Source organism: Microbacterium mangrovi (assembly GCF_000802305.1).
GTDB lineage: Bacteria > Actinomycetota > Actinomycetes > Actinomycetales > Microbacteriaceae > Microbacterium > Microbacterium mangrovi.
Genome location: NZ_JTDK01000002.1, coordinates 266,993 through 286,535, shown reverse-complemented (window position 1 = coordinate 286,535; position 19,543 = coordinate 266,993). Strand labels below are relative to the sequence as shown.

18 protein-coding genes are annotated in these 19,543 nt (G+C 70.4%); 8 read left to right on the top strand and 10 right to left on the bottom strand.

Going from position 1 to position 19,543, the window contains the following annotated elements; all coding sequences use genetic code 11:
• Nucleotides 1–81: 81 nt before the first annotated feature.
• Genes LK09_RS03000 through LK09_RS02985 form a run of 4 tightly spaced genes read left to right on the top strand, consistent with a single transcriptional unit; the run spans nt 82 to nt 5,358 of the window.
• The gene (locus tag LK09_RS03000) at nt 82–735 is read left to right on the top strand and encodes an RNA polymerase sigma factor (RefSeq protein WP_231562936.1); all 654 of its coding nucleotides are present in this window, start codon (nt 82–84) and stop codon (nt 733–735) included.
• The gene (locus LK09_RS02995; RefSeq protein ID WP_231562935.1) at nt 732–1,223 is read left to right on the top strand and encodes a hypothetical protein; all 492 of its coding nucleotides are present in this window, start codon (nt 732–734) and stop codon (nt 1,221–1,223) included. Before LK09_RS03000 ends, LK09_RS02995 begins: the two co-directional genes overlap by 4 nt.
• An 11-nt stretch (nt 1,224–1,234) precedes the next feature.
• The gene (locus tag LK09_RS20535) at nt 1,235–2,863 is read left to right on the top strand and encodes a S8 family peptidase (RefSeq protein ID WP_082008011.1); all 1,629 of its coding nucleotides are present in this window, start codon (nt 1,235–1,237) and stop codon (nt 2,861–2,863) included.
• Nucleotides 2,864–2,904: 41 nt separating this feature from the next.
• The gene (locus LK09_RS02985; protein WP_039395611.1) at nt 2,905–5,358 is read left to right on the top strand and encodes a CHAT domain-containing protein; all 2,454 of its coding nucleotides are present in this window, start codon (nt 2,905–2,907) and stop codon (nt 5,356–5,358) included.
• Nucleotides 5,359–5,620: 262 nt separating this feature from the next.
• Here LK09_RS02985 and LK09_RS02980 read toward each other — a convergent pair whose 3' ends face one another.
• Entirely contained in the window at nt 5,621–6,355 is a 735-nt protein-coding gene (locus LK09_RS02980) for a LysR family substrate-binding domain-containing protein (RefSeq protein ID WP_039395608.1), read from the bottom strand.
• Nucleotides 6,356–6,494: 139 nt separating this feature from the next.
• Between LK09_RS02980 and LK09_RS02975 the strand changes: the two genes are divergently transcribed.
• Nucleotides 6,495–6,881: a DUF1304 domain-containing protein gene (locus LK09_RS02975; RefSeq protein ID WP_039395605.1), complete on the top strand. Its 387-nt coding sequence runs from the start codon at nt 6,495–6,497 to the stop codon at nt 6,879–6,881.
• A gap of 65 nt (nt 6,882–6,946) precedes the next feature.
• On the opposite strand, the gene LK09_RS02970 is transcribed toward LK09_RS02975, so the two are convergent.
• From LK09_RS02970 to LK09_RS02960, 3 genes are all read right to left on the bottom strand, one after another.
• A complete protein-coding gene (locus LK09_RS02970) occupies nt 6,947–7,354 on the bottom strand; it encodes a transferase (RefSeq protein WP_039395602.1) in 408 nt (135 codons plus the stop codon).
• A gap of 141 nt (nt 7,355–7,495) precedes the next feature.
• Nucleotides 7,496–8,902, bottom strand: coding sequence for an aspartate aminotransferase family protein (locus LK09_RS02965; RefSeq protein ID WP_039395599.1), 1,407 nt, complete (start codon nt 8,900–8,902; stop codon nt 7,496–7,498).
• Nucleotides 8,903–9,028: 126 nt separating this feature from the next.
• Nucleotides 9,029–10,576, bottom strand: a complete 1,548-nt coding sequence (locus LK09_RS02960; protein WP_052226346.1) for a CoA-acylating methylmalonate-semialdehyde dehydrogenase — start codon at nt 10,574–10,576, stop codon at nt 9,029–9,031.
• Between the two features lie 89 nt (nt 10,577–10,665).
• On the opposite strand from LK09_RS02960, the gene LK09_RS02955 reads away from it, so the two are divergent.
• The 3 genes from LK09_RS02955 (at nt 10,666) to LK09_RS02945 (ending at nt 14,743) form a co-directional block, all read left to right on the top strand.
• A complete protein-coding gene (locus tag LK09_RS02955; RefSeq protein ID WP_082008010.1) occupies nt 10,666–12,321 on the top strand; it encodes a PucR family transcriptional regulator in 1,656 nt (551 codons plus the stop codon).
• A 194-nt stretch (nt 12,322–12,515) separates the two neighbouring features.
• Nucleotides 12,516–13,997 carry an NCS1 family nucleobase:cation symporter-1 gene (locus LK09_RS02950; RefSeq protein WP_231562940.1) on the top strand — a complete coding sequence of 494 codons (1,482 nt, stop codon included), beginning with the start codon at nt 12,516–12,518 and terminating at the stop codon, nt 13,995–13,997.
• Nucleotides 13,998–14,023: 26 nt separating this feature from the next.
• Nucleotides 14,024–14,743 (top strand): aspartate/glutamate racemase family protein, encoded by a 720-nt coding sequence (locus LK09_RS02945; protein WP_039395593.1) that lies wholly within the window; start codon nt 14,024–14,026, stop codon nt 14,741–14,743.
• Between the two features lie 65 nt (nt 14,744–14,808).
• Here the strand turns inward: LK09_RS02945 and LK09_RS02940 are convergent, their stop codons facing one another.
• From LK09_RS02940 to LK09_RS02920, 6 genes are all read right to left on the bottom strand, one after another.
• The gene (locus LK09_RS02940) at nt 14,809–15,150 is read right to left on the bottom strand and encodes a cupin domain-containing protein (protein ID WP_039395591.1); all 342 of its coding nucleotides are present in this window, start codon (nt 15,148–15,150) and stop codon (nt 14,809–14,811) included.
• Nucleotides 15,147–16,577 (bottom strand): NAD(P)/FAD-dependent oxidoreductase, encoded by a 1,431-nt coding sequence (locus LK09_RS02935; RefSeq protein ID WP_039395588.1) that lies wholly within the window; start codon nt 16,575–16,577, stop codon nt 15,147–15,149. Before LK09_RS02935 ends, LK09_RS02940 begins: the two co-directional genes overlap by 4 nt.
• A gap of 210 nt (nt 16,578–16,787) precedes the next feature.
• On the bottom strand, nt 16,788–17,156 hold the full coding sequence (locus LK09_RS02930; RefSeq protein WP_156138630.1) for a hypothetical protein: 369 nt from the start codon (nt 17,154–17,156) through the stop codon (nt 16,788–16,790).
• Between the two features lie 49 nt (nt 17,157–17,205).
• Nucleotides 17,206–17,856, bottom strand: coding sequence for a hypothetical protein (locus tag LK09_RS02925; protein ID WP_039395582.1), 651 nt, complete (start codon nt 17,854–17,856; stop codon nt 17,206–17,208).
• A 523-nt stretch (nt 17,857–18,379) separates the two neighbouring features.
• The gene (locus tag LK09_RS21365) at nt 18,380–18,538 is read right to left on the bottom strand and encodes a hypothetical protein (protein ID WP_156138629.1); all 159 of its coding nucleotides are present in this window, start codon (nt 18,536–18,538) and stop codon (nt 18,380–18,382) included.
• 201 nt (nt 18,539–18,739) lie between these two features.
• On the bottom strand, nt 18,740–19,540 hold the full coding sequence (locus LK09_RS02920) for a DNA-formamidopyrimidine glycosylase family protein (RefSeq protein ID WP_039395579.1): 801 nt from the start codon (nt 19,538–19,540) through the stop codon (nt 18,740–18,742).
• Nucleotides 19,541–19,543 lie beyond the last annotated feature (3 nt).

Genomic DNA, 19,543 nt, shown 5'->3' with positions numbered 1-19,543 from the left:
CGCCGGAGAGCCAGTCGCCGGAGGAAACATGTATCACCGGCCCCCTTTCGCGCTCTGGTGAGTGTGGAGACAATGGGCACTATGACCGACGCTGATCGGTCGGACCAGGGGATGGACGCCGAGGCGGCGTCCGCAGGGAGTCCCGCGTCCGACGATTCCGGGGAGCCGTCGCTGTGGGAACAGGCTTCGGTCCTCTTCGTGCACTGGCAGGAGGGGGAGACGAGGGCGATGGACGCCCTCGTGCGCCTGATGACGCCCGTGCTGTGGCACGTGGTGCGCGCCTACGGGCTCGAGAGCGCGCTCGCCGAGGACGTCGTGCAGACCACCTGGCTGACGCTGGTGCGCCGGCACGAGACCATCGCCGACCCCCGTGCCGTGTCGGGCTGGCTCACCACGTGCGCGCGCCGCGAGGCCTGGCGGGTCAGCAAGGCGCAGCGCCGTGCCGACCCGACCGAGGTGGAGCAGCTGGAACCCCAGCTGCCGACCGCGCCGGCCGCGGAGCAGTCCGCCCTGGTGGATGACGACCAGCGCCTCCTCTGGCTCGCCGTCGCCCGGCTCAACGAACGCTGTCAGCGGCTGCTGCGGGTGATCGCGTTCGAAGAGCGTCCCGACTACGCGCGCATCGCCCAGGACCTGTCGATGCCGGTGGGGTCCATCGGACCCACGCGGCAGCGGTGCCTGGTGAAGCTGCGCGCGCTGCTGGAGAACGACGGATACGAGAGGGAAACAGCATGAGCGCCGACGACATGAGCTCTGCGGAGTTCGCACAGGATGCCGCCCTCTTCGCGCGGATGCGGGCCATGTGGGCCCAGGTCGACCCGATGCCCGCCGACCTCATCGACCGGATGGTCGCCGCGATCGCCGTCGACGACCTGAGCCGCGAGTACGCGCTGCTGACTCTCGTGTCGACGGAGCTGGCCGCCGTGCGCGGCGACGGAGACGTGCTGACCCTGCAGTTCAGCGACGGCGAGGTCACGGTGCTGCTGCACATCACCCGCACCGAGCAGGGCACCCACCGCATCGACGGGTGGGTGGATGCCGCGCCCGAATCGGTCGTGATCGTGCACGGATCCGACGACGGCAAGGTGCGCGACGCACAGCTCGGCGAACACGGCCGGTTCGAGATCGACGGCGTCGGCGCCGGCCTCGTGCGCCTGCGGCTGACCGTCCGCGACGACCAGGGCGCCGCCCATGACATGCAGACCCCGCAATTCGAACTCTGAGGAGACGATCGATGGCTGACAATCCCGGCGACAGCCTGCCCGACTGGCGAGCCCGCTATGACGCGGCCCGGGCGAGGGGAGTGCCGCTGGATCCGGTGAGCGAACCCGTGGAGGGCGTGCACCCGTACCCCACGTCGTACGACCCGACCCACCTTCTGCTCACCGTCGCCGACGGGGCCCTCGAGCGCCTGCTGGCGGTGCTGCGGCAGGCGGCCCTCGACCTCGGGTGGGAGGTGCGGCTGCAGAACATGGACGGGTCCGCCGTCACCTCCGCGGACGCCTCGGCACGGGCCGCCCGCAACCGGCGCGACTTCGACGTGCCGAGCGTCCATCGGCTGGCGATCGTCCCCCTGCCGGACACCTCGGTCCCGTCCCCGCCGATCGACGCCTGGCGCCTGCTGCAGCGCGCCCGTGCGCGGGAGAAGGACGACCTCGTGGGCGCGAGCCTCGACCACGTCATCAGCGTGGACCCGTTCGGGGCCTCGCTGCCGTTCGGCGCATCCCTGCCGTTCGGGGCGTCGCTGCCGTTCGGGGCATCCTTGCCGTTCGGGGCATCCCTGCCCTTCGGCGCCTCGCTCGCACCGGGGACCATGCCGTACGCCGTCCCCGGCAGCGGCGGCCGCCAGGTCGTCGACTACATCGGGCCGGAACCCGAACGCCGCCTCGACCTGGACGACGAGGGACGCCGCCCCGTGGTCGCGGTCCTCGACACCGGCTGCGGGGCCCACCCGTGGCTGCCGGACGCCATCGTGACGCGGCGGCCGACGTTCGACGGCGCCTTCATCGGGGCCTCCGACCCGGCGACCGATCCCGAGGCGACGGGGGATGTCTCCGGGCCGTTCGACGGGATGCTCGACGGGGCGGCGGGCCACGGCACGTTCGTGGCCGGTATCGTGCGACAGCTCAGTCCCGAGGCCGACATCGTCTCGGTGCGCGTGTGCGACAGCAACGGCACCCTGCTGGAGGGTGAGTTCCTGCTCGCGGTGCGCAGCCTCGTGAAGGCGATGTCGCTGCCGCCGGAGAAGGGCGGATTCCCCGTCGACGTGATGAATCTGTCGCTCGGGTACTACCACGAGACGCCGGACGACCTGCTGTTCGACCGGACGCTGGTGGACCTGCTCGTGACCGCTCGCAGGCTCGGATGCGCCGTCGTCTGCTCCGCCGGGAACGACGCCACCGACCGGCCGACGTTCCCGGCCGCGCTGTGGGCGTGGCCGGATGCCGGTTTCGTGGTGCCCGATCCGGCGGATGCCGCGCCCCACGTGAGCGTGGGGGCGCTGAACCCCAATCGGACGATGGCGCTGTTCAGCAACCTCGGGGCGTGGGTGAAGACCTATGCGCCGGGTGCGGGAGTGCTGAGCACGTCCCCGCCGTTCCGCGGCGGAGTGCAGGCGGCGGTGCGCAACGACCGGTCGGGCTGGCGACGCGAGACCATCGACCCGGACGACTACGCGGGCGGATTCGCGGTGTGGAGCGGCACGTCGTTCTCGGCGCCGTACGTCGCGGCGAGCCTCGCGCGGGCGCTGAGCGAGCCGCTGATGGCGGGCCCGATGGACGACGACGAGCGGATCGCCTGCCTCCTCGCGGCACACGGCGACATCACCGCGCGCCTGGCGGAGATGGGACCGGTGGCGTCGTAGCGGATGCCCCGTGGCGCCGCGCCGCACGCCATGATGGAGGGATGGCGCGCGGTGCGGCGGAGCTTCACAGGTTGGCCCTCGAGGCGGTCAATCGCGGCGACATCGCGCGCGCGCGCCGACTCCTCGTCTCTGCCGCCGGTCTCGAGGCCGACGGCGACACGCATGCGCGCATCCTCGGCACCCTCGCCTACGTGCACAGCCAGACCGGGCGGCTGAGCGAAGCCGAGGAGCTCTGCCTGCAGGCGCTGCGCTCGCCGCAGCTGAGTGCGCAGACGCAGGCGCGCCTGGCCGGTCAGATGGGAGCACTCCTGGAGCGTGCCGGACGTTTCGACGACGCTGAACGGTGGCTCGACAAGGGCATCGCCGCGCTGCGCGACGACCCGGTCGCGCGGGCGACCATGCTGCTGAACCGAAGCCTCCTGAACTCCCGTCGCCAGCGCCTCGACGACGCCGCTTCGGACGCCGCCGAGGCGGGTGGCCTCTTCGACGCCGCCGGCGACGAGCTGCTTGCGGCGATGGCCCGGCACAATCTCGGCTACATCGCCCTGATGCGCGGCGACGTCGTGGCCGCGCTCACCGAGATGCGCGCCGCCCGCGACGTCGTGGGCGACGCGACGGTGGCGGCGGCGACGGCCGACACCGACCGTGCCGAGGCGCTGCGCGAGGCGGGACTGACCCGCGAGGCCGAGGAGCTGCTGGCATCCACCGCGTCGGTCTTCGGCCGGCACCGCATGCCGCAGTCCCGCGCCGAGGTCGAGCTGCAGCTGGCGAGATCGCAGCTGAACCACGATCCCGCGGCCGCACGGCGCACTGCGAACGCGGCGGCCAAGCGATTCCGCGCGGTGGGCAACGAGACGTGGGCCGCGCGCGCCGACGGCATCCGTCTGCGCAGCGCCATGGCCGCCGGCGGACCCTTGCCCGGCGACGCCGAGCAGGTGGCGGCCGACCTCGACGAACACGGATTCTCGAACGACGCCGCCGCCCTCCGGCTCTCCCAGGACATCTGGGAATCACGCCACGGGACGCGACCGACGTCCCGCCGGCCGCTGCGCGTGCCGCCCGCGGCATCCATCGAGGTGCGGCTGCTCACGTACGAGGCACGCGCGGCGCGCGCGGCGGCGGACGGCAAGGATGCCGCCGTCCGCCGGCATGCCGCCGCCGGCCTGCTCGAGCTGCGGCGCTGGCTGCAGGCGTTCGGGAGCCTGGACCTGCAGACGTCGGTGACGATGCACGTGGGCGGGCTCATGATCGAGGGCCTCGCCGCCGCGGCGCGATCGGGCCGCCCGGACGTGCTGTTCGACTGGTCCGAGCGGGCGCGTCTGCTCAACCACCAGATCGTCCCCGTCCGGCCGCCGGAGGACGACGCGCTCGCCGCCGACCTGGCCGAGCTGCGCCGACTGCGCGCGGAAGACCCGACGGGCCGGTGGAGGCGCGATCCGCGTCTGACCGAACTCGAGGACCGCGCCCGGGAGCGGCAGTGGTCCGCGACGCGGGGCGGCGGCATCCGTCGGCGCGCCACTCTCGCCGAGGTGCAGGACCGGCTCGACGACGGCACGGCGCTGCTTTCGTTCGTCTACACCGGGCAGGTGCTCGCGGTGGTCGTCGTCGGCGAGCGGCGGGCGAAGGTGGTGCCCCTGCCGGGCTGGGCGACGGCGCAGAAGCTGCTGCCCGGGCTGCGCGCCGACCTCGACATGGCGGCATCCATCCGCACCGGGCCGATGGCCGACGTGGTGCGGCGATCCCTCGATGAGCGGCTGGCCGCCCTGTCGCACGTGCTCCTGGACGACGCCGTCCGCGTGTCGGGCGCCGAGCGGTTCGTGCTCACCGTGCCCGGCATCCTCGAGGGCACGCCGTGGGCGATGCTCCCGGCGCTGCGCGGGCGCACCTTCACGGTCGCGGTGTCGGCGACCCGGTGGGCCGGATTCGAGCGGGACGTCCCCGTCGGCGGCCGTGTGGGCATCGCCACCGGGCCTCGCGTGGCGCGCGGCGACGAGGAGGCGGATGCCGTCGCGGCGGCCTGGACCGGGCCCTCCGACGCACCCGTCGCCCGGCTGCGGGGGGCGGATGCCACGGTGGATGCCGTCACGGCGCTCGCCGGCCGGGTCGACCTGCTGCACGTCGCCGCGCACGGGCGGCACGCGGTCGACAACCCGCTGTTCTCCGGGTTCGAGCTGGCGGACGGCACGCTGTTCGGCTACGACCTCGACCGGGTCGCCGACGTGCCCGGGGTGGTCGTGCTGTCGGCGTGCGAGGCCGGCCGGTCATCGGTGCGGTGGGGCGAGGAGGCGGTGGGCATGACGCGGGTGTGGCTGCACGCCGGTACGCAGGCGGTGGTCGCCGCCCCGGTGATCGTCGCCGACGACGCCGCGTGCGACCTGCTGGGCGCCATGCACGGCGGGCTCGCCTCCGGGCTCGGAGTGTCGGCGGCGCTCGCCCGGGCGAGCGTGGAGACGGGCATCGTCGCCCCGTTCCAGGTCTACGGATCGGGTTTCTGAAGAACTTGGTATCAGGGCACAGGGACCGTGCTCTAGGTCTACGGGGGATACGCGCGCTGGGGAGCGCCGGGGCCCTCGGACCAGGGGATGCAGCGGGGGCTGTCGGTCCGAGGGCCCGTTCCCGCCCCCGGTTCGACTGCGCTTCGACGGGCTCAGCGCGCTGATCCGGGCGCCCTGAGCGCGCGCCCTGAGCCTGTCGGACCTTGCGCCCTGAGCCTGTCGGACCTTGCGCCCTGAGCTTGTCGAAGGGCAAACCCGCGGGTCAGCGACTCGAATTGCTCGTGCGGCCGCGGACGATGCCCACGAAGGTCTCCACCTCGGGCGTGGTGCGGTCGGCATCCCACGCGAGTGCGACCGTCGAGACGGGGGCTCCGCGCAGCGGCCGATAGTCGGCGTCCTTGCGGTGGTGCAGCCGGGCCAGCGACATCGGCACGACGACGATGCCGACACCGGTCGCGACCGTCGCGACGGCGTCCTCCGTCGTCTCCGGGGAGTCGAAGGCCGGCGCGACCGTGCCCGGCACGTCGAGCCCCAGCACGTCGTCGCGGGGGACGATCAGCACCTCACCGGCGAGATCGCCGACTTCCAGCTCGTCGGCCGCGGTCAGGTGCGAGTCGGCGGCCATCACCACGACCGGCACCTCGTCGTACAGCCGGATGACGTGCAGACCGGTCGGCTCGATCGGGAGCCGGACGAGGGCGGCATCCACCTCGTCGAGGGCGGCGCGCTGGTCGGCGACCGCCACCGGGACGAGCACGAGGCGGGTGCGCGGCATCCGCTCGTTCCAGATGTCGATCCACTTGCCCGGGGTCGCGCCGGGGACCGCCCCGAGAGTGAAGGTCTCGGCCGGGGGCGGGGACGCCGGCGCAGGCTGCGCGGGGCGCGACGGCTTCGTGTTCGCCGGCTTCGCGGGCTTGCCGGCCGGCGGCTTGCGGCCCTTGGCCGGCCCGCCGAAGGTGCGCCTCCCGGGCCCCGGGCCCCGCCTGTTCCCCGCCATGGCTCCAGGGTATCGGGCGGACCGTCTGCAGGACGGATGGTCCCCGCATCCCGGGCGACCCGCGCGAATCCGCGTGCCGCTCGGCCTGTCCAGCGGATCGGTACTGCGTTCGGTACGCGGCGACCGCTAGCCTGGCGGCATGCTCGCAGTCATCGGCCTCATCGTGGCCGCGCTCGCCGCCCTGCTGCACGTCTACATCTGGGTGATGGAGAGCATCACCTGGCGAAAGCCCGCGACGTGGCGCCGGTTCGGCGTGCGCGATCAGGATGCCGCCGACACGACCCAGCCGATGGCGTTCAACCAGGGGTTCTACAACCTGTTCCTCGCGATCGAGGTGTTCACCGGCATCGTGCTGCTGCTCGTGGGCCTGACGTCTGCGGGCTACGCGCTGGTGCTGTTCGGCACGGGGTCGATGCTCGCGGCATCCCTCGTGCTCAGCACGCGCGGCGAGACGTATCGGCGCGCGGCGCTCACCCAGGGCGCGCTGCCGCTCATCGCGCTGGTGCTGCTGCTCCTGCGGATGTAGCGGGCGGGGTCCTGCGCTTCGACAAGCTCAGCGCGCGGATCCTGCGGCTCAGCGCGCTCGGAGTGTCAGGCGGCGAGCCACAGGCCGCGCCGGTCGGTCGCGACGCGCTCACCCTCGTGGATGGTGACGTCGTCGCCGATCAGCGAGCCGGCCTGCACGATCGCGTGGTCTCCGACGTGCGTGCGCACGCCGATCTTCGCCTTCGCTCCCACCGCGGCCCCGGGGCCGATGTGCGCGTGCGCCTGGATGTCGGCTTCGGGGCCGATGACGGCGTCCGCCTCCACCCACGCACCGGTGCCGATGTGCGCGCCCGGTCCGACGTGCGCACCGGGTTCCACATAAGCGCCGGTCTCGACGCGGGCGGTGGCGTGCACCTTGGCTCCGTGCGCGACGAGGCCGCGGCCGTTGACGTGCTTGCGGTACCGCAGCGCGTCGCCCTGGTCGTTCTCGATGTCCACGTAGTTCTTTCCCACGATCTCCTCCGTACCCGGTACAACCGGATCCGGGGAGGGGGTATTCCCCGAGGGCGATGCGTGCTAGGCGTGTCGAAACCGGACCCGGAAACGCAGGATGCCCCCACCCGGAAGGGCAGGGGCATCCTCAGCGGAGCGTCGTCAGTGCACGTAGGTGTCGGCGACGTCCAGGGCGCGGTCGTACGCGTCGAGGCCGCGGTGCAGCTCCTCCTCGGTGACGATGAGGGGCGGCGCGAACTGCAGGCGGTTGAAGTGCGTGAACGGGTAGACGCCCCGGCTCTTGCACTCCGCGATCACCGCGTTCATCGGCGCGGCAGCCGCACCCGACGCGTTGAACGGCACCAGCTGCTCCTTGGTCTCGCGGTTGCGCACCAGCTCGATGGCCCAGAAGAGGCCCACGCCGCGCACGTCGCCGACCGACGGGTGCTTATCGGCGAGCTCCTTCATGCGGGGAGCAACGACGCGCTCGCCGAGGTCGCGGACGCGCTCCAGGATGCCGTCGCGCTCGAAGACCTCGAACGTGGCGACGCCGGCGGCGCAGGCGAGCGGGTGGCCCGAGTAGGTGAGCCCGCCCTGGAAGGCGACCGTGTCGAAGTGCGCCGCGATCTTTTGCGAGATCACGACGCCGCCCAGCGGCACGTAGCCCGAGTTCACGCCCTTCGCGAACGTGATGAGGTCGGGGGTGACGCCGAAGCGGTTCACCGCGAACCACTCGCCGATGCGGCCGAAGCCGACCATGACCTCGTCGGCGATGTAGAGGATGCCGTACTTGTCGCACAGGTCGCGCACGCCCTGCAGGTAGCCGGGCGGCGGGACCAGCACGCCGTTCGTGCCGACGACGGTCTCGAGGATGATCGCGGCGATCGTCGAGGCGCCCTCGAGCACGATGGTCTGCTCGAGGTGCTCGAGTGCGCGCTGGGCCTCTTCGACCGGGCTCGACGAGTGGAACGGCGAGCGGTACGCGTACGGTCCGAAGAAGTGCTGCACCGAGCCGTCCCCGGGCTCGTTGGTCCAGCGGCGCGGGTCGCCGGTGGCGGTGATCGCGGTCGTCGTGTTGCCGTGGTAGCTGCGGTACGCCGCGAGCACCTTGCGCTTGCCGGTGAAGGCGCGCGCCATCCGGATCGCGTTCTCGTTCGCGTCGGCGCCGCCGTTGGTGAAGAACACCTTGTCGAGGTCGCCGGGCGCGACCTCGGCGATGCGCCGGGCGAGTTCGCCGCGCACGTCGCTGGCCATCGACGGCTGGATCGTGGCGAGGCGCCCGGCCTGCGTCTGGATGGCCTTCACGAGGTCGGGATGCTGGTGCCCGAGGTTCAGGTAGACCAGCTGCGACGAGAAGTCGAGGAACTCGTTGCCCTGGTAGTCCCAGAACGTCGAGCCCTGGCCGGCGGCCACCGGGATCGGGTCGATGAGGGCCTGCGCGCTCCACGAGTGGAAGACGTGCGCGCGGTCGTCGGCGCGCACCGCGGCTTCGGCCTCGGCGTCGGGCAGGGAGTGGACGGTGCCGTGCCGGTCGGTGTAGACCGCCGTGGCGTCAAGGGTGTCGGTCATGGTGTGTCCTTCGACTACACCCCGGTCGTTGAGCGAGCGAAGCGAGACGAAACGCGTCATGTTCGCGGGTTCGCTGCGTTTCGTCTCGGCCCTGGCGGGCCTCGCTCAACGACCGGGTGGTTGCTGTCAGTTGTTCTGCGGGAAGCCGAGGTTGATGCCGCCGTGCTTGGCGGGGTCGAGCCAGCGGCTGGTGATGGCCTTCTCACGGGTGAAGAACTCGAAGCCGTGCACGCCGTACGCCTTGGCGTCGCCGAACATCGACTGCTTCCAGCCGCCGAAGGAGTGGTAGGCGACCGGGACGGGGATCGGCACGTTGATGCCGATCATGCCCACCTGCACCTCGTTCTGGAACCGGCGGGCGGCGCCGCCGTCGTTCGTGAAGATCGCGGTGCCGTTGCCGAACCGGCCGGAGTTGATCAGGTCGAGACCCTCGTCGTAGCTGTTCACGCGCACGACCGAGAGCACCGGGCCGAAGATCTCCTCCTGGTAGGCGGCGGAGCTGGTCGGCACCTTGTCGAGGAGCGTCGGGCCGAAGAAGAAGCCGTCTTCGGCGCCGTCGACCTGGAAGCCGCGGCCGTCGACGACGATCTCCGCGCCGTCCTTCTCGGCGATGTCGACGTAGGAGGACACCTTGTCGCGGTGCACGCCGGTGATGAGCGGGCCCATGTCGGGCTCGGGGGTGGACTGGCCGTTGCCGACGCGGAGCTTGGCGATGCGGTCCTTGACCTTGGCGATGAGCTCGTCGGCGACCGGCTCGACGGCCAGGACGACCGAGATCGCCATGCAGCGCTCGCCCGCGGCACCGTAGCCCGCGTTCACGGCCATGTCGGCGGCGAGGTCGAGGTCGGCATCCGGAAGCACCAGCATGTGGTTCTTCGCGCCGCCGAGGGCCTGCACGCGCTTGCCGGTGCGGGCCGCGTTCTCGTAGATGTACTGCGCGATCGGGGTGGAGCCGACGAAGGAGATCGACTGGACGACCGGCGAGTTCAGCAGGCCGTCGACGGCCTGCTTGTCGCCCTGCAGGACCGTGAAGACGCCGTCGGGAAGACCGGCTTCCTTCCACAGGTTCGCGATCCAGAGGGATGCCGACGGGTCCTTCTCGGACGGCTTGACGATCACCGAGTTGCCCGCCGCGATCGCGATCGGGAAGAACCACATCGGCACCATGACGGGGAAGTTGAAGGGGCTGATGACACCCACGACGCCGAGCGGCTGCTTGAGTGTGTAGACGTCGATGCCGGTCGAGACGTTCTCCGAGTGCTCGCCCTTGACGAGGTGCGGGAAGCCGCACGCGAGCTCGACGACCTCCTGGCCGCGGGCGATCTCGCCCAGGGCGTCGGAGAGCACCTTGCCGTGCTCGGACGAGACGATCGCGGCGAGCTCGCCCTTGCGGGCCACGAGCAGCTCGCGGAACGCGAAGATGACGGCCTGGCGCTTGGCGATCGAGTACTGCGACCACTTCTGGAAGCCGAGCTCGGCGGAGGCGATGGCCTCGGCGATCTCGTCGTCGTCGGCGAGGGCGACCTCGGCGGTCACGGCACCGGTGGCCGGGTTGTACACGGGAGCGGTGCGGCCCGACGTGGAAGCGCGCTCGGCGCCGTCGATCCAGTGGCCGATCGCGCGGACTGCGGCGTCCGCGTCGGAGACGCCGGCGGTTGTCTCGGTGATGCTCATGGGGAACGTCCTCCTTGTATCGGACAGATCGTGTGGCGATCATCTAGGCTTGTTTTCTCAAGTGTGACACCGTGGGAAGGAACCGGAGCATGGCCGATCGTCACGAAGATGATCCCAACCGGACGGATCGTCCGAGTGGCGGTCCGCTGACGGTCGGCGACATCCTGCGCCTCCCGGAGCTCGCGCGCGTGCACCCGGACGTGCTCGTCGGGGACGCCGCACTGGACGCCCCGGTGCGCTGGGTGCACGTCTCCGACAGTGCGGGCGTGGCGCGGCTGCTCACCGGCGGGGAGCTGCTCCTGACGACGGGCTCCGGATGGCCGGGCGACCCCGACCTGCTGCGCGAGTTCATCGTGGGCCTGGTCGATGCGGGCGTGGCGGGGCTCATCCTCGAGCTCGGCACGCACTACCGCTGGGCGCCTCGGGTGGTCGTCGACACCGCGGCCGAGCACGGATTGGCTCTTGTCACCCTCAGCCGCGAGGTCAAGTTCGTGGAGCTGACCGAGGTGGTCCATCGGCAGATCATCGCCCAGCAGACCGCCGCCCTGCGGGCCCGCGACGAGGTGCGCGAGCGCTTCACCGGGCTCGCCCTGCGGGGTTCGCCCGCCGACTACATCGTCCGTCAGCTCGCCCAGACGCTCGGTGCGCCCGTCGTGCTGGAGAGCCTTGCGCACGAGGTGGTCGCCGCCGAGGTGCCGCCGGCGATGGAGGTGGAGCTGTTCACCGACTGGGAGCTGCGCTCCCGCTCCGCCCATCGCCGCGGCGGCGAGGGGCGTGCAGGCGACGGCGACTGGCTCATCGTCCCGGTCGAAGCGCGCGGCATCCGCTGGGGGAGCGTCATCGCGCTGCCCGGGCCGGAGCACCCCGCGGGCCGCCTCGCCGTCCTCGAGCAGGGGGCGATCGCCCTCGCGTTCGGGCGCCTGTCGGCCCCGGTCGACGAGTGGGCCCGGATCGGACGCCGGCGCCTGGTCGACTCCCTCCTCGCCGGCCGGTTCTCGACCCCGTCGGGCGCAGCCGCCCGGCTCGCGGCCGCGGGACTGCCCGTCGAAGGACGCCAGCTCTACGGCCTGGTGATCTCCCGCGCCCAGGTGGTGCCCGAGCAGGCCGTCGCGGCGGCGAAGGAGATCGGACGCCGGGATGCCGCCGGCCGCGACCACGCCGGCGGCCGTGTGCTGGTCGGCTCCGCACCGGCGGGCGTGCCGGGTCCGGCGGCGACGCTCCTGCTCTCCGTGCCGTCGCACGCGGTGCTCGACGACGAGACCGCCCTCGCTTTCGTCCGTGCGGTGGCGAGCCCGGCCGAGCGGGCGGTGGCATCCATCGGGTCCGCGGCATCCGGAATCGACGAAGCCCTCGCCTCGCTGCAGGAGGCCACCGACCTCGCGCGCGGGCGCGTGGGCGGCGCGGACCGCGGACCGGTGCTGCGGCGGGTCGAGGATCGGCCCCTCATCCGGCTCGTGACCACGATGCGCGACGATCACCGGCTCCTCGACCACGGGGAGCGGATGCTCGCGCCGCTGATCGAGCACGACCTGTCGCGGTCCGGCGACCTGCTCGACGTGCTGGGTGCGATGCTCGCGCATCCGGCGAACCGGACGGCCGCGGCATCCGCCTCGCACCTGTCGCGTTCCGTGTTCTACCAGCGCATCGCGCTCATCGAAGACCTGCTGGACGTCGACCTCGACGACGGCGAGACGCAGACGGCGCTGCACCTCGCGCTGCTCGTGCGGCGCTCGGCCGGCCGCTGACGGAGGAAATTCGGGATACCAAATCTCCACAGGTCCTTGACGGGGCTTCCGTGCGGTGCTGTAATTATCACTACGCGGATAGCGCATATCACATCGTGGAAATACGATCCGAGGTCGCGAGGTCGCGACGAAGGAGGACATAGATGTCAACCGACGAGGACTACGTTCACGTTCCCAGCAGGGAACACGAGAACATGGTCAACCCGCCCTCGGGCACGTTCGCGGTGCAGATGGGCATCAGCCCCCGGCTGTACAACAACGACCTCGCTCCCACCACGCGCGCCGGTCGCCACTGGAGCGGCTACAGCATCTTCACCCTCTGGGCGAACGACGTGCACAGCCTCGGCAACTACGCCTTCGCGATCGGGCTGTTCTCGCTCGGCCTCACCGGCGGCGCGATCCTCGGAGCCCTCGCCTTCGGTGCGCTGTTCCTGTTCCTCCTCCTCACCCTCTCGGGCTTCATGGGGGAGAAGACGGGTGTTCCGTTCCCGGTCATGAGCCGCATCTCCTTCGGCATCCACGGCGCGCAGATCCCCGCGATCATCCGCGGCGGCGTCGCGATCGCCTGGTTCGGCATCCAGACCTACCTCGCCTCGCAGGTGCTGCAGGTCGTCATCATCGCGATCTTCCCCGGCTTCGCGTCGCTGCAGCACGGATCGTTCCTGGGGCTGTCGGCCGCGGGGTGGATCACGTTCCTCGCGCTGTGGGTCATCCAGGTGATCATCGTCAGCTACGGCATGGAGATGATCCGCCACTACGAGGCGTACGCGGGGCCGATCATCCTGGCCACGTTCGTGGCGCTGGCCACCTGGGTGCTCGTGCAGTCCGGCTTCCAGATCGACTGGAACCCCGGCAAGGCCGTCTCGGGCGGCGACATGTGGCTGAAGATCCTCGGTGCGGCATCCCTCTGGGTCTCCATCTACGGCACGTTCGTGCTGAACTTCTGCGACTTCACCCGCAACGCGAAGTCCCGCAAGTCCATCGTCAAGGGCAACATCTGGGGCATCCCGGTCAACATGCTCTTCTTCGGTCTCATCGTCGTGGTGCTCACCGGCGGCAGCTTCAAGATCTCCGGGCACCTCATCACGTCGCCCGCCGACGTCGTCGCCGCGATCCCGAACACGTTCCTGCTGGTGCTCGCCTCGCTCGCCCTCATCGCGCTGACCATCGCGGTCAACCTGATGGCGAACTTCGTCGCCCCGACCTACGCCCTGAACAACCTGTTCCCCCGGCACCTGAACTTTCGTCGCGCGGCGCTGATCTCCGCCGTCATCGGCCTGATCCTGACCCCGTGGAACATGTACAACTCGCCGGTCGTGATCAACGTGTTCCTCGGTGGCCTCGGGGCGCTCCTCGGCCCGCTGTTCGGCATCATCATGGTCGACTACTGGCTGATCAAGAAGACCCGCATCAACGTGCCCGAGCTGTACTCGGACGCCCCCGGCAGCGAGTACGCGTACACCCGCGGCTTCAACCCGCGCGCCGTGATCGCCCTCATCATCGCGGGCATCATCGCGCTGCTGTTCACGTTCCTGCCGGTGTTCGCGACGGTGCGCGACTTCTCGTGGTTCCTCGCCGCCGGCCTCGGCGCCGTGATCTACGGGCTCATCGCCGACAAGCGCGGGCCGTTCCACGACGTGCACGGCGACGAGATCGCCGTCTCGCCGCAGCACTGAGCGCCCGACATCCTGAAGGAGCAGACATGCGCATTCTCGTCGCGAATGTGAACACCACCGAGACGATGACCGAGGGCATCGCGGAGGCGGCGCGGGCCGTCGCCTCCGCGGGCACCGAGATCGTCCCGATCACGCCGGCCTTCGGCGCCGAGTCCTGCGAGGGCAACTTCGAGAGCTACCTCGCCGCGATCGCCGTGATGGATGCCGTCGTGCGTTACGACGGCCAGTACGACGCGGTCATCCAGGCCGGCTACGGCGAACACGGGCGCGAAGGGCTCCAGGAGCTGCTCACCGTTCCGGTGGTCGACATCACCGAGGCCGCGGCATCCACCGCGATGTACCTCGGCCGGTCGTATTCGGTGGTGACCACCCTCGATCGGGCGGTGCCGCTCATCGAGGACCGCCTGATCCTGGCCGGGCTGCACGACCGGTGCGCGTCGGTGCGGTCGTCGGGCATGAGTGTGCTCGAACTCGAATCCGAGCCCGAGCGCGCCATCGAGGCGATCGTCGCCGAGGCGCAGCTGGCCGTCGACGTCGACCGTGCCGAGGTCATCGTGCTCGGCTGCGGCGGCATGGCGGAGCTGAAGGATCGCGTCGTGGAGCGCTGCGGCGTCCCCGTCGTCGACGGGGTGCAGGCCGCGGTGGCCGTGGCGGAGGGCCTGGTGAACCTGGGGCTGTCGACCTCGAAGGTGCGCACCTACGCCCCGCCGCGCCCCAAGCGGGTGACCGGCTTCCCCTCGCGCTGACACCCTGCGGAGTCTTCGCGCCGTAGTTCCGCGGGGCCCCAGCGCGGGGACGCGGGGACCCGGGTTCAGCGTTCGATGAAGATCTTGCGCAGGGGCTCGTGCACGGTCCACACGGTCTGCATGCCGGCATCCAGCTTGACGACCGAACCCGGGACGAGCTGGAGCGGGGGATGCGGCGGGTCGACGAACTCGACCGTCGCCGACCCGGCGAGCACCACGAACACCTCGCTGACCTCGGTGTCGCGCATCGCGCCGACGGTCATCTCCCACACGCCGATCTCGCCGGCATCCGACGCGTCGACGGTCGCATACCCGGTCTGCGGGGCGCCCGCGACGACCTGGTCGGCCGGGACCGGCTCGTACTTGAGCTCCAGCCCGAGCGCGGCGACGAGTTCGGCGCCGTTCACGAGTCGAACCCGAGGCCGAGGGCGTCCAGCGTCTTCAGCAGCACGTTGCGCTTGCCCTTGTTGTGGTCGGCGCGGTCGAGCGACCAGCGCACCACGTTGACCGCGGCGGCCGCGGCGGGCTCCGGGGGGAACGGCATCGGGCGCTTGCGCACCATCTCGAGGGTGGTGCGCTCGTTCTCGACCCCGTCGAGGAGGTCGAGCATGACGTTGCCGGCGAAGCGGGTGGATCCCACCCCGAGGCCGGTGAAGCCGGCGGTGTAGGCGATGCGGCGGTCGCGCGCCGTGCCGAAGAACGCCGTGAACTGCGTCGACGAGTCGATCGCACCGGCCCACTGGTGGGTGAACTTCAGGCCCTCCAGCTGCGGGAACGTGGTGAAGAAGTGGCTCGCGAGCTTGCGCCACGTCTCGGGACGGTTCTCGTACTCGGGCTTCACCTTGCGGCCGTAGTGGTAGATCGCGTCGTAGCCGCCGAAGAGGATGCGGTTGTCCTTGGTGATCCGGTAGTAGTGGAACTGGTTGGCCATGTCGCCGATGCCCTGGCGGTCGGCCCAGCCGATGGAGGCCAGCTGCTCGTCGGTCAGCGGCTCGGTCATCAGCACGTAGTCGTAGACCGGCACGGTCATGAGCCGGTTGCGCTTGATGAGCGACGGGAACACGTTGGTCGCCAGCACTGCCCGGTCGGCGGCGACCGAGCCGGCCGCCGTGTGCACGGTGACCCCCGAGCCGCTGGTGTCGAGCCCGGTGACGTGCGAGCGCTCGAAGATCTCGACCCCGTCCTCTTCGATGACCCGGGCGAGCTCGGCCGCGAGGCGTGCCGGATGCACCATCCCGCAGGCATCCTTCTCCCACACGCCCGCGAGGTAGGTCGGCGAGTGGACGGATGCCTGCACCTCGTCCTGATCGAGGTACACGACGCCGTCTTCGCCCTCGGCGGCCCACTCCTTGAGCCACTCGACCTGGTGCTCCTCGACGGCGGGGGCGAGCTGCCCGGTGCGCTCGAACTGGAAGTCCATGCCGTACTCGGCCTCGGCGGCCTGGATCTCGTCGAGGTTCTGCTGCCCCAGACGGTTCAGGAGCTCCATCTCCTTGGGCCAGCGGGCCATGCCGTTCTCGTGGCCGTGGGTCAGGCTGGCCTCGCAGAAGCCGCCGTTGCGTCCGGATGCCGCCCAGCCGACCCGTTGCGCCTCCACGACGATCACCTTCGCGCCGGGGTTGCGCTGCTTCTCGAGCAGCGCGGTCCACAGGCCGGTGTATCCCGCGCCGACGACGACGAGGTCGGCCCGGTAGGAACCGGTCAGCGTGGGGCGGTCGGGCCGCAGGTTCGCGGGAAGGTCGTCGATCCAGAAGACCGAGTGCGCGGTGGTCGCCAGCGACTCGTCGATGACGGATGCGGCAGGTTGGCGTCGTTCGAAGACGGTGGTGCCCACGGGGAATCAGCTCCGATGCAATTCAGGGATGCTCCCATCCTGGTCGGGCCCGTGCGTGCGGGGAAGGGGCGGGTGTCCCGGATTGCGCGGTCGTCCGGACAAGGAGTCTGTCCGGTACAGTTATGGCGCCGTTTTCGGAGTATCGCGCCCATTTCGGAGGATTCGCGGGATGTCGTCCGAATCCGGCCCGATTCTCCGAAATTCGGCGGGTCAGGGACGGTCGAGGCGCTTCGCGTCGTCTGGCAGCACCAGCGGATCGGGCGGTGGCGGGTCCACGATCTGCGAGGTCGAGTCGGCGGAGTCCGGGAAGGTGGGCGTGGTGCGGCCCTGGTAAGCGGCCTGGACCGGATCGAAGGATGCCGGGTCTTGCGGCCGTTCGGGCCGGCGGCCCGACCGGGATCGGCGGAGGATGCCGGCGACCAGGCCGATCGCCAGCAGTCCCCACACGCTCCAGACGATCACGCCGATCCAGAACTCGTTCTCGGTGAACGCCGACAGCCACAGCGCCAAGAACCCGCAGACCACGAGCACCGTGAGCAGGATCGTCGGTATTCTTCGTCGCACCGTCGCGCCCTTCACTTGGACGAAGGACTGTGAGGACGCACGGTCCCCACAGCCCATCGTCCTCCTACTGGAACATGCCTGCCGAGCCGATCAGGTATGACTCGGACTTCACCTGGATCTGTTCGTACGCCAGGACGCTGCCCCACTGGACTGTGCCAGTGACTTCTCCACCGGGCCCTGCGCAGCCGATGCTCTTCCAGAACGAGTCGTAGTACTTCTTCCCTGCGGGGGTCGTGAGCTGCTTGAATCCCTTGACTTTGACGCAGGCGCCCGACAGGGCGTTTGTGTCGATGGTGACTTTGTAGCCTGCCTGGTAGGCGGAGCTACTCCCGCCGATAGCCTTGCCGTTGACGGATGTGTGCCAGTTGCCGTCGCCCGGCGCTGCCCAGGTGTGCCATGTCGATGCCAGGGGTGCAGCCCCGCCGGCCGCGAACTTCGACGCGTTGCCGCCCGACTCGATCTGAACGCCGTCGACGGAAGTTGCGGACACCTTCTTGATGCGGCCGTCCGGCTGCGCGAGCTCGAACGGCTCGGTCAGGTTGACAGGATCGAGCACATTGAGTTCCCGTTGCTCCCCATCGGTCAGGGTCAAGGTGTGATCGCCGACAGTCGGTGAGTCGGGATCAGTGCGTGACCCTTGGGCCGCGGCAGGCACCGCGAATGCGACCGTGGCGACCGCGAAAGCGACCATCGTGGAAGCGAGCTTCTTCTTCATGGTGGGAACTCCTTTGCCCTTCGAAGCCGGCAGCGTCGTCGGATGCCGGTGACAGGGACGCTAGGCGCGGCCCACTGCTTGGAGAGGGAAAAGGGGCGTCGTTGAGTGCCCGATCGACTGAATTGAGTAGTGAACCGGGAAAACCGTGCAACAAGGCGTCAGCGCGCCGGCTGGCAGCGGGGGCACCAGAACACGAGAGGACGCAATGCCCCCACAGTCCATCGTCCCCCTACTGGAACATGCCTGCTGAGCCGATCTGGTATGACTCGGACTTGACCTGGATCTGCTCGTACGCCAGGACGCTGCCCCACTGGACTGTGCCAGTGACTTCTCCACCGGGCCCTGCGCAGCCGATGCTCTTCCGCGCCAGCCGCAGACAGGCGCGCGGGGTCAGAGCAGCGTTAGCGTGGGACACGAAGGCCTCCTGTGTTTGTGAAGCGGTTCCTAGACAGCTCCACTTCACAACAGGAGGCTTCGCCAATCAGCAGCTCAACCGCGATTCACACAACAACATCCCTGGACATCACAAATAGGTCGATGACGTGTTTGCGTCAGCCGCGCGTGCCGCACGCCGCCGACGGATCATTCGTCGGATCGCGAGCGTGATGGCGGCGATGATGGCGCAGACGATGAGCACCATGACCACAACGCCGAACGGGTGAAACCCGGTCAGTCCGTTCATGGTTCCTCCTAGTTGCCGATCTGGCAACTGCCAGATGCGTTGGTGAAGACGCTGTTGTACTGCATGTTGATGTACGCGGCGTCGGATGCCGGTGACAGGGACGCTAGGCGCGGCCCACTGCCTGGAGAGGGAGAAAGGGCGTCGTTGAGTGCTCGGTCGACGGAATTGAGTGGTGAACCGGGAAAACCGTGCAACAAGGCGTCAGCGCGCCGGTTGGCAGCGGGGGCACCAGAACACGATGCGCTCGCGGGTCGGGTCGGCGCCCAGCGACCCCGTCTCGATGAGGGTGCCGCAGCGGCGGCAGGGTTGACGGGCGCGGCCGTACACCCAGTCGGTGCGGCCGTGCCGGGTTTCGCCGGTGAACGAACGGATCGGGCGGTCGCGGTTGGCGCGGATCGTGCGCGCGCCGAGGGCGATGAGCTTGGCGGCATCCACCTCGGTCGCCGGGGTCTCGGGATGCAGGCCGCGCAGGAACAGCAGCTCGTTCGCATACTCGTTGCCGAACCCGGCGACGGTCCGCTGGTCTTGCAGGGCGACGTGCACGGCGCGGGGGTCGCGCTGCAGGGCCTCGGCGGCGGCAGCCGCATCGAACGGGTCGTCGTTGAGCGGATCGGGGCCGAGGTAGCCGACCGCGGAGGCGGCGTCGGCGGGATGCTCCGGAGTGCCCGGCAGCAGCTCGACGAGGCCGAGGTCGAACCCGACCGCCTCCGCCTTCGCCGTGGCGACGACCGCCCTGGCCCGGAACGCCTGCCTCGGCCAGCGGGCTCCGGGGCGGAAGACGAGCCACTCGCCCTCCATCTTGAGGTGCGTGTGCAGGATGCTGCCGCCGCTCGTGCGCAGCAGCAGATGCTTGCCGCGGGCCGTCGACGACAGCACGGTCTCCCCGGTGAGGTCGGCGGTCGCCGCCTGCGGGACGCGCAGTTCGAACCGGGTGATCACCCCGCCGCGCAGAGCACGGTCGAGGCGCTGCGCCGCGCGCCAGACGGTGTCTCCTTCGGGCACGCG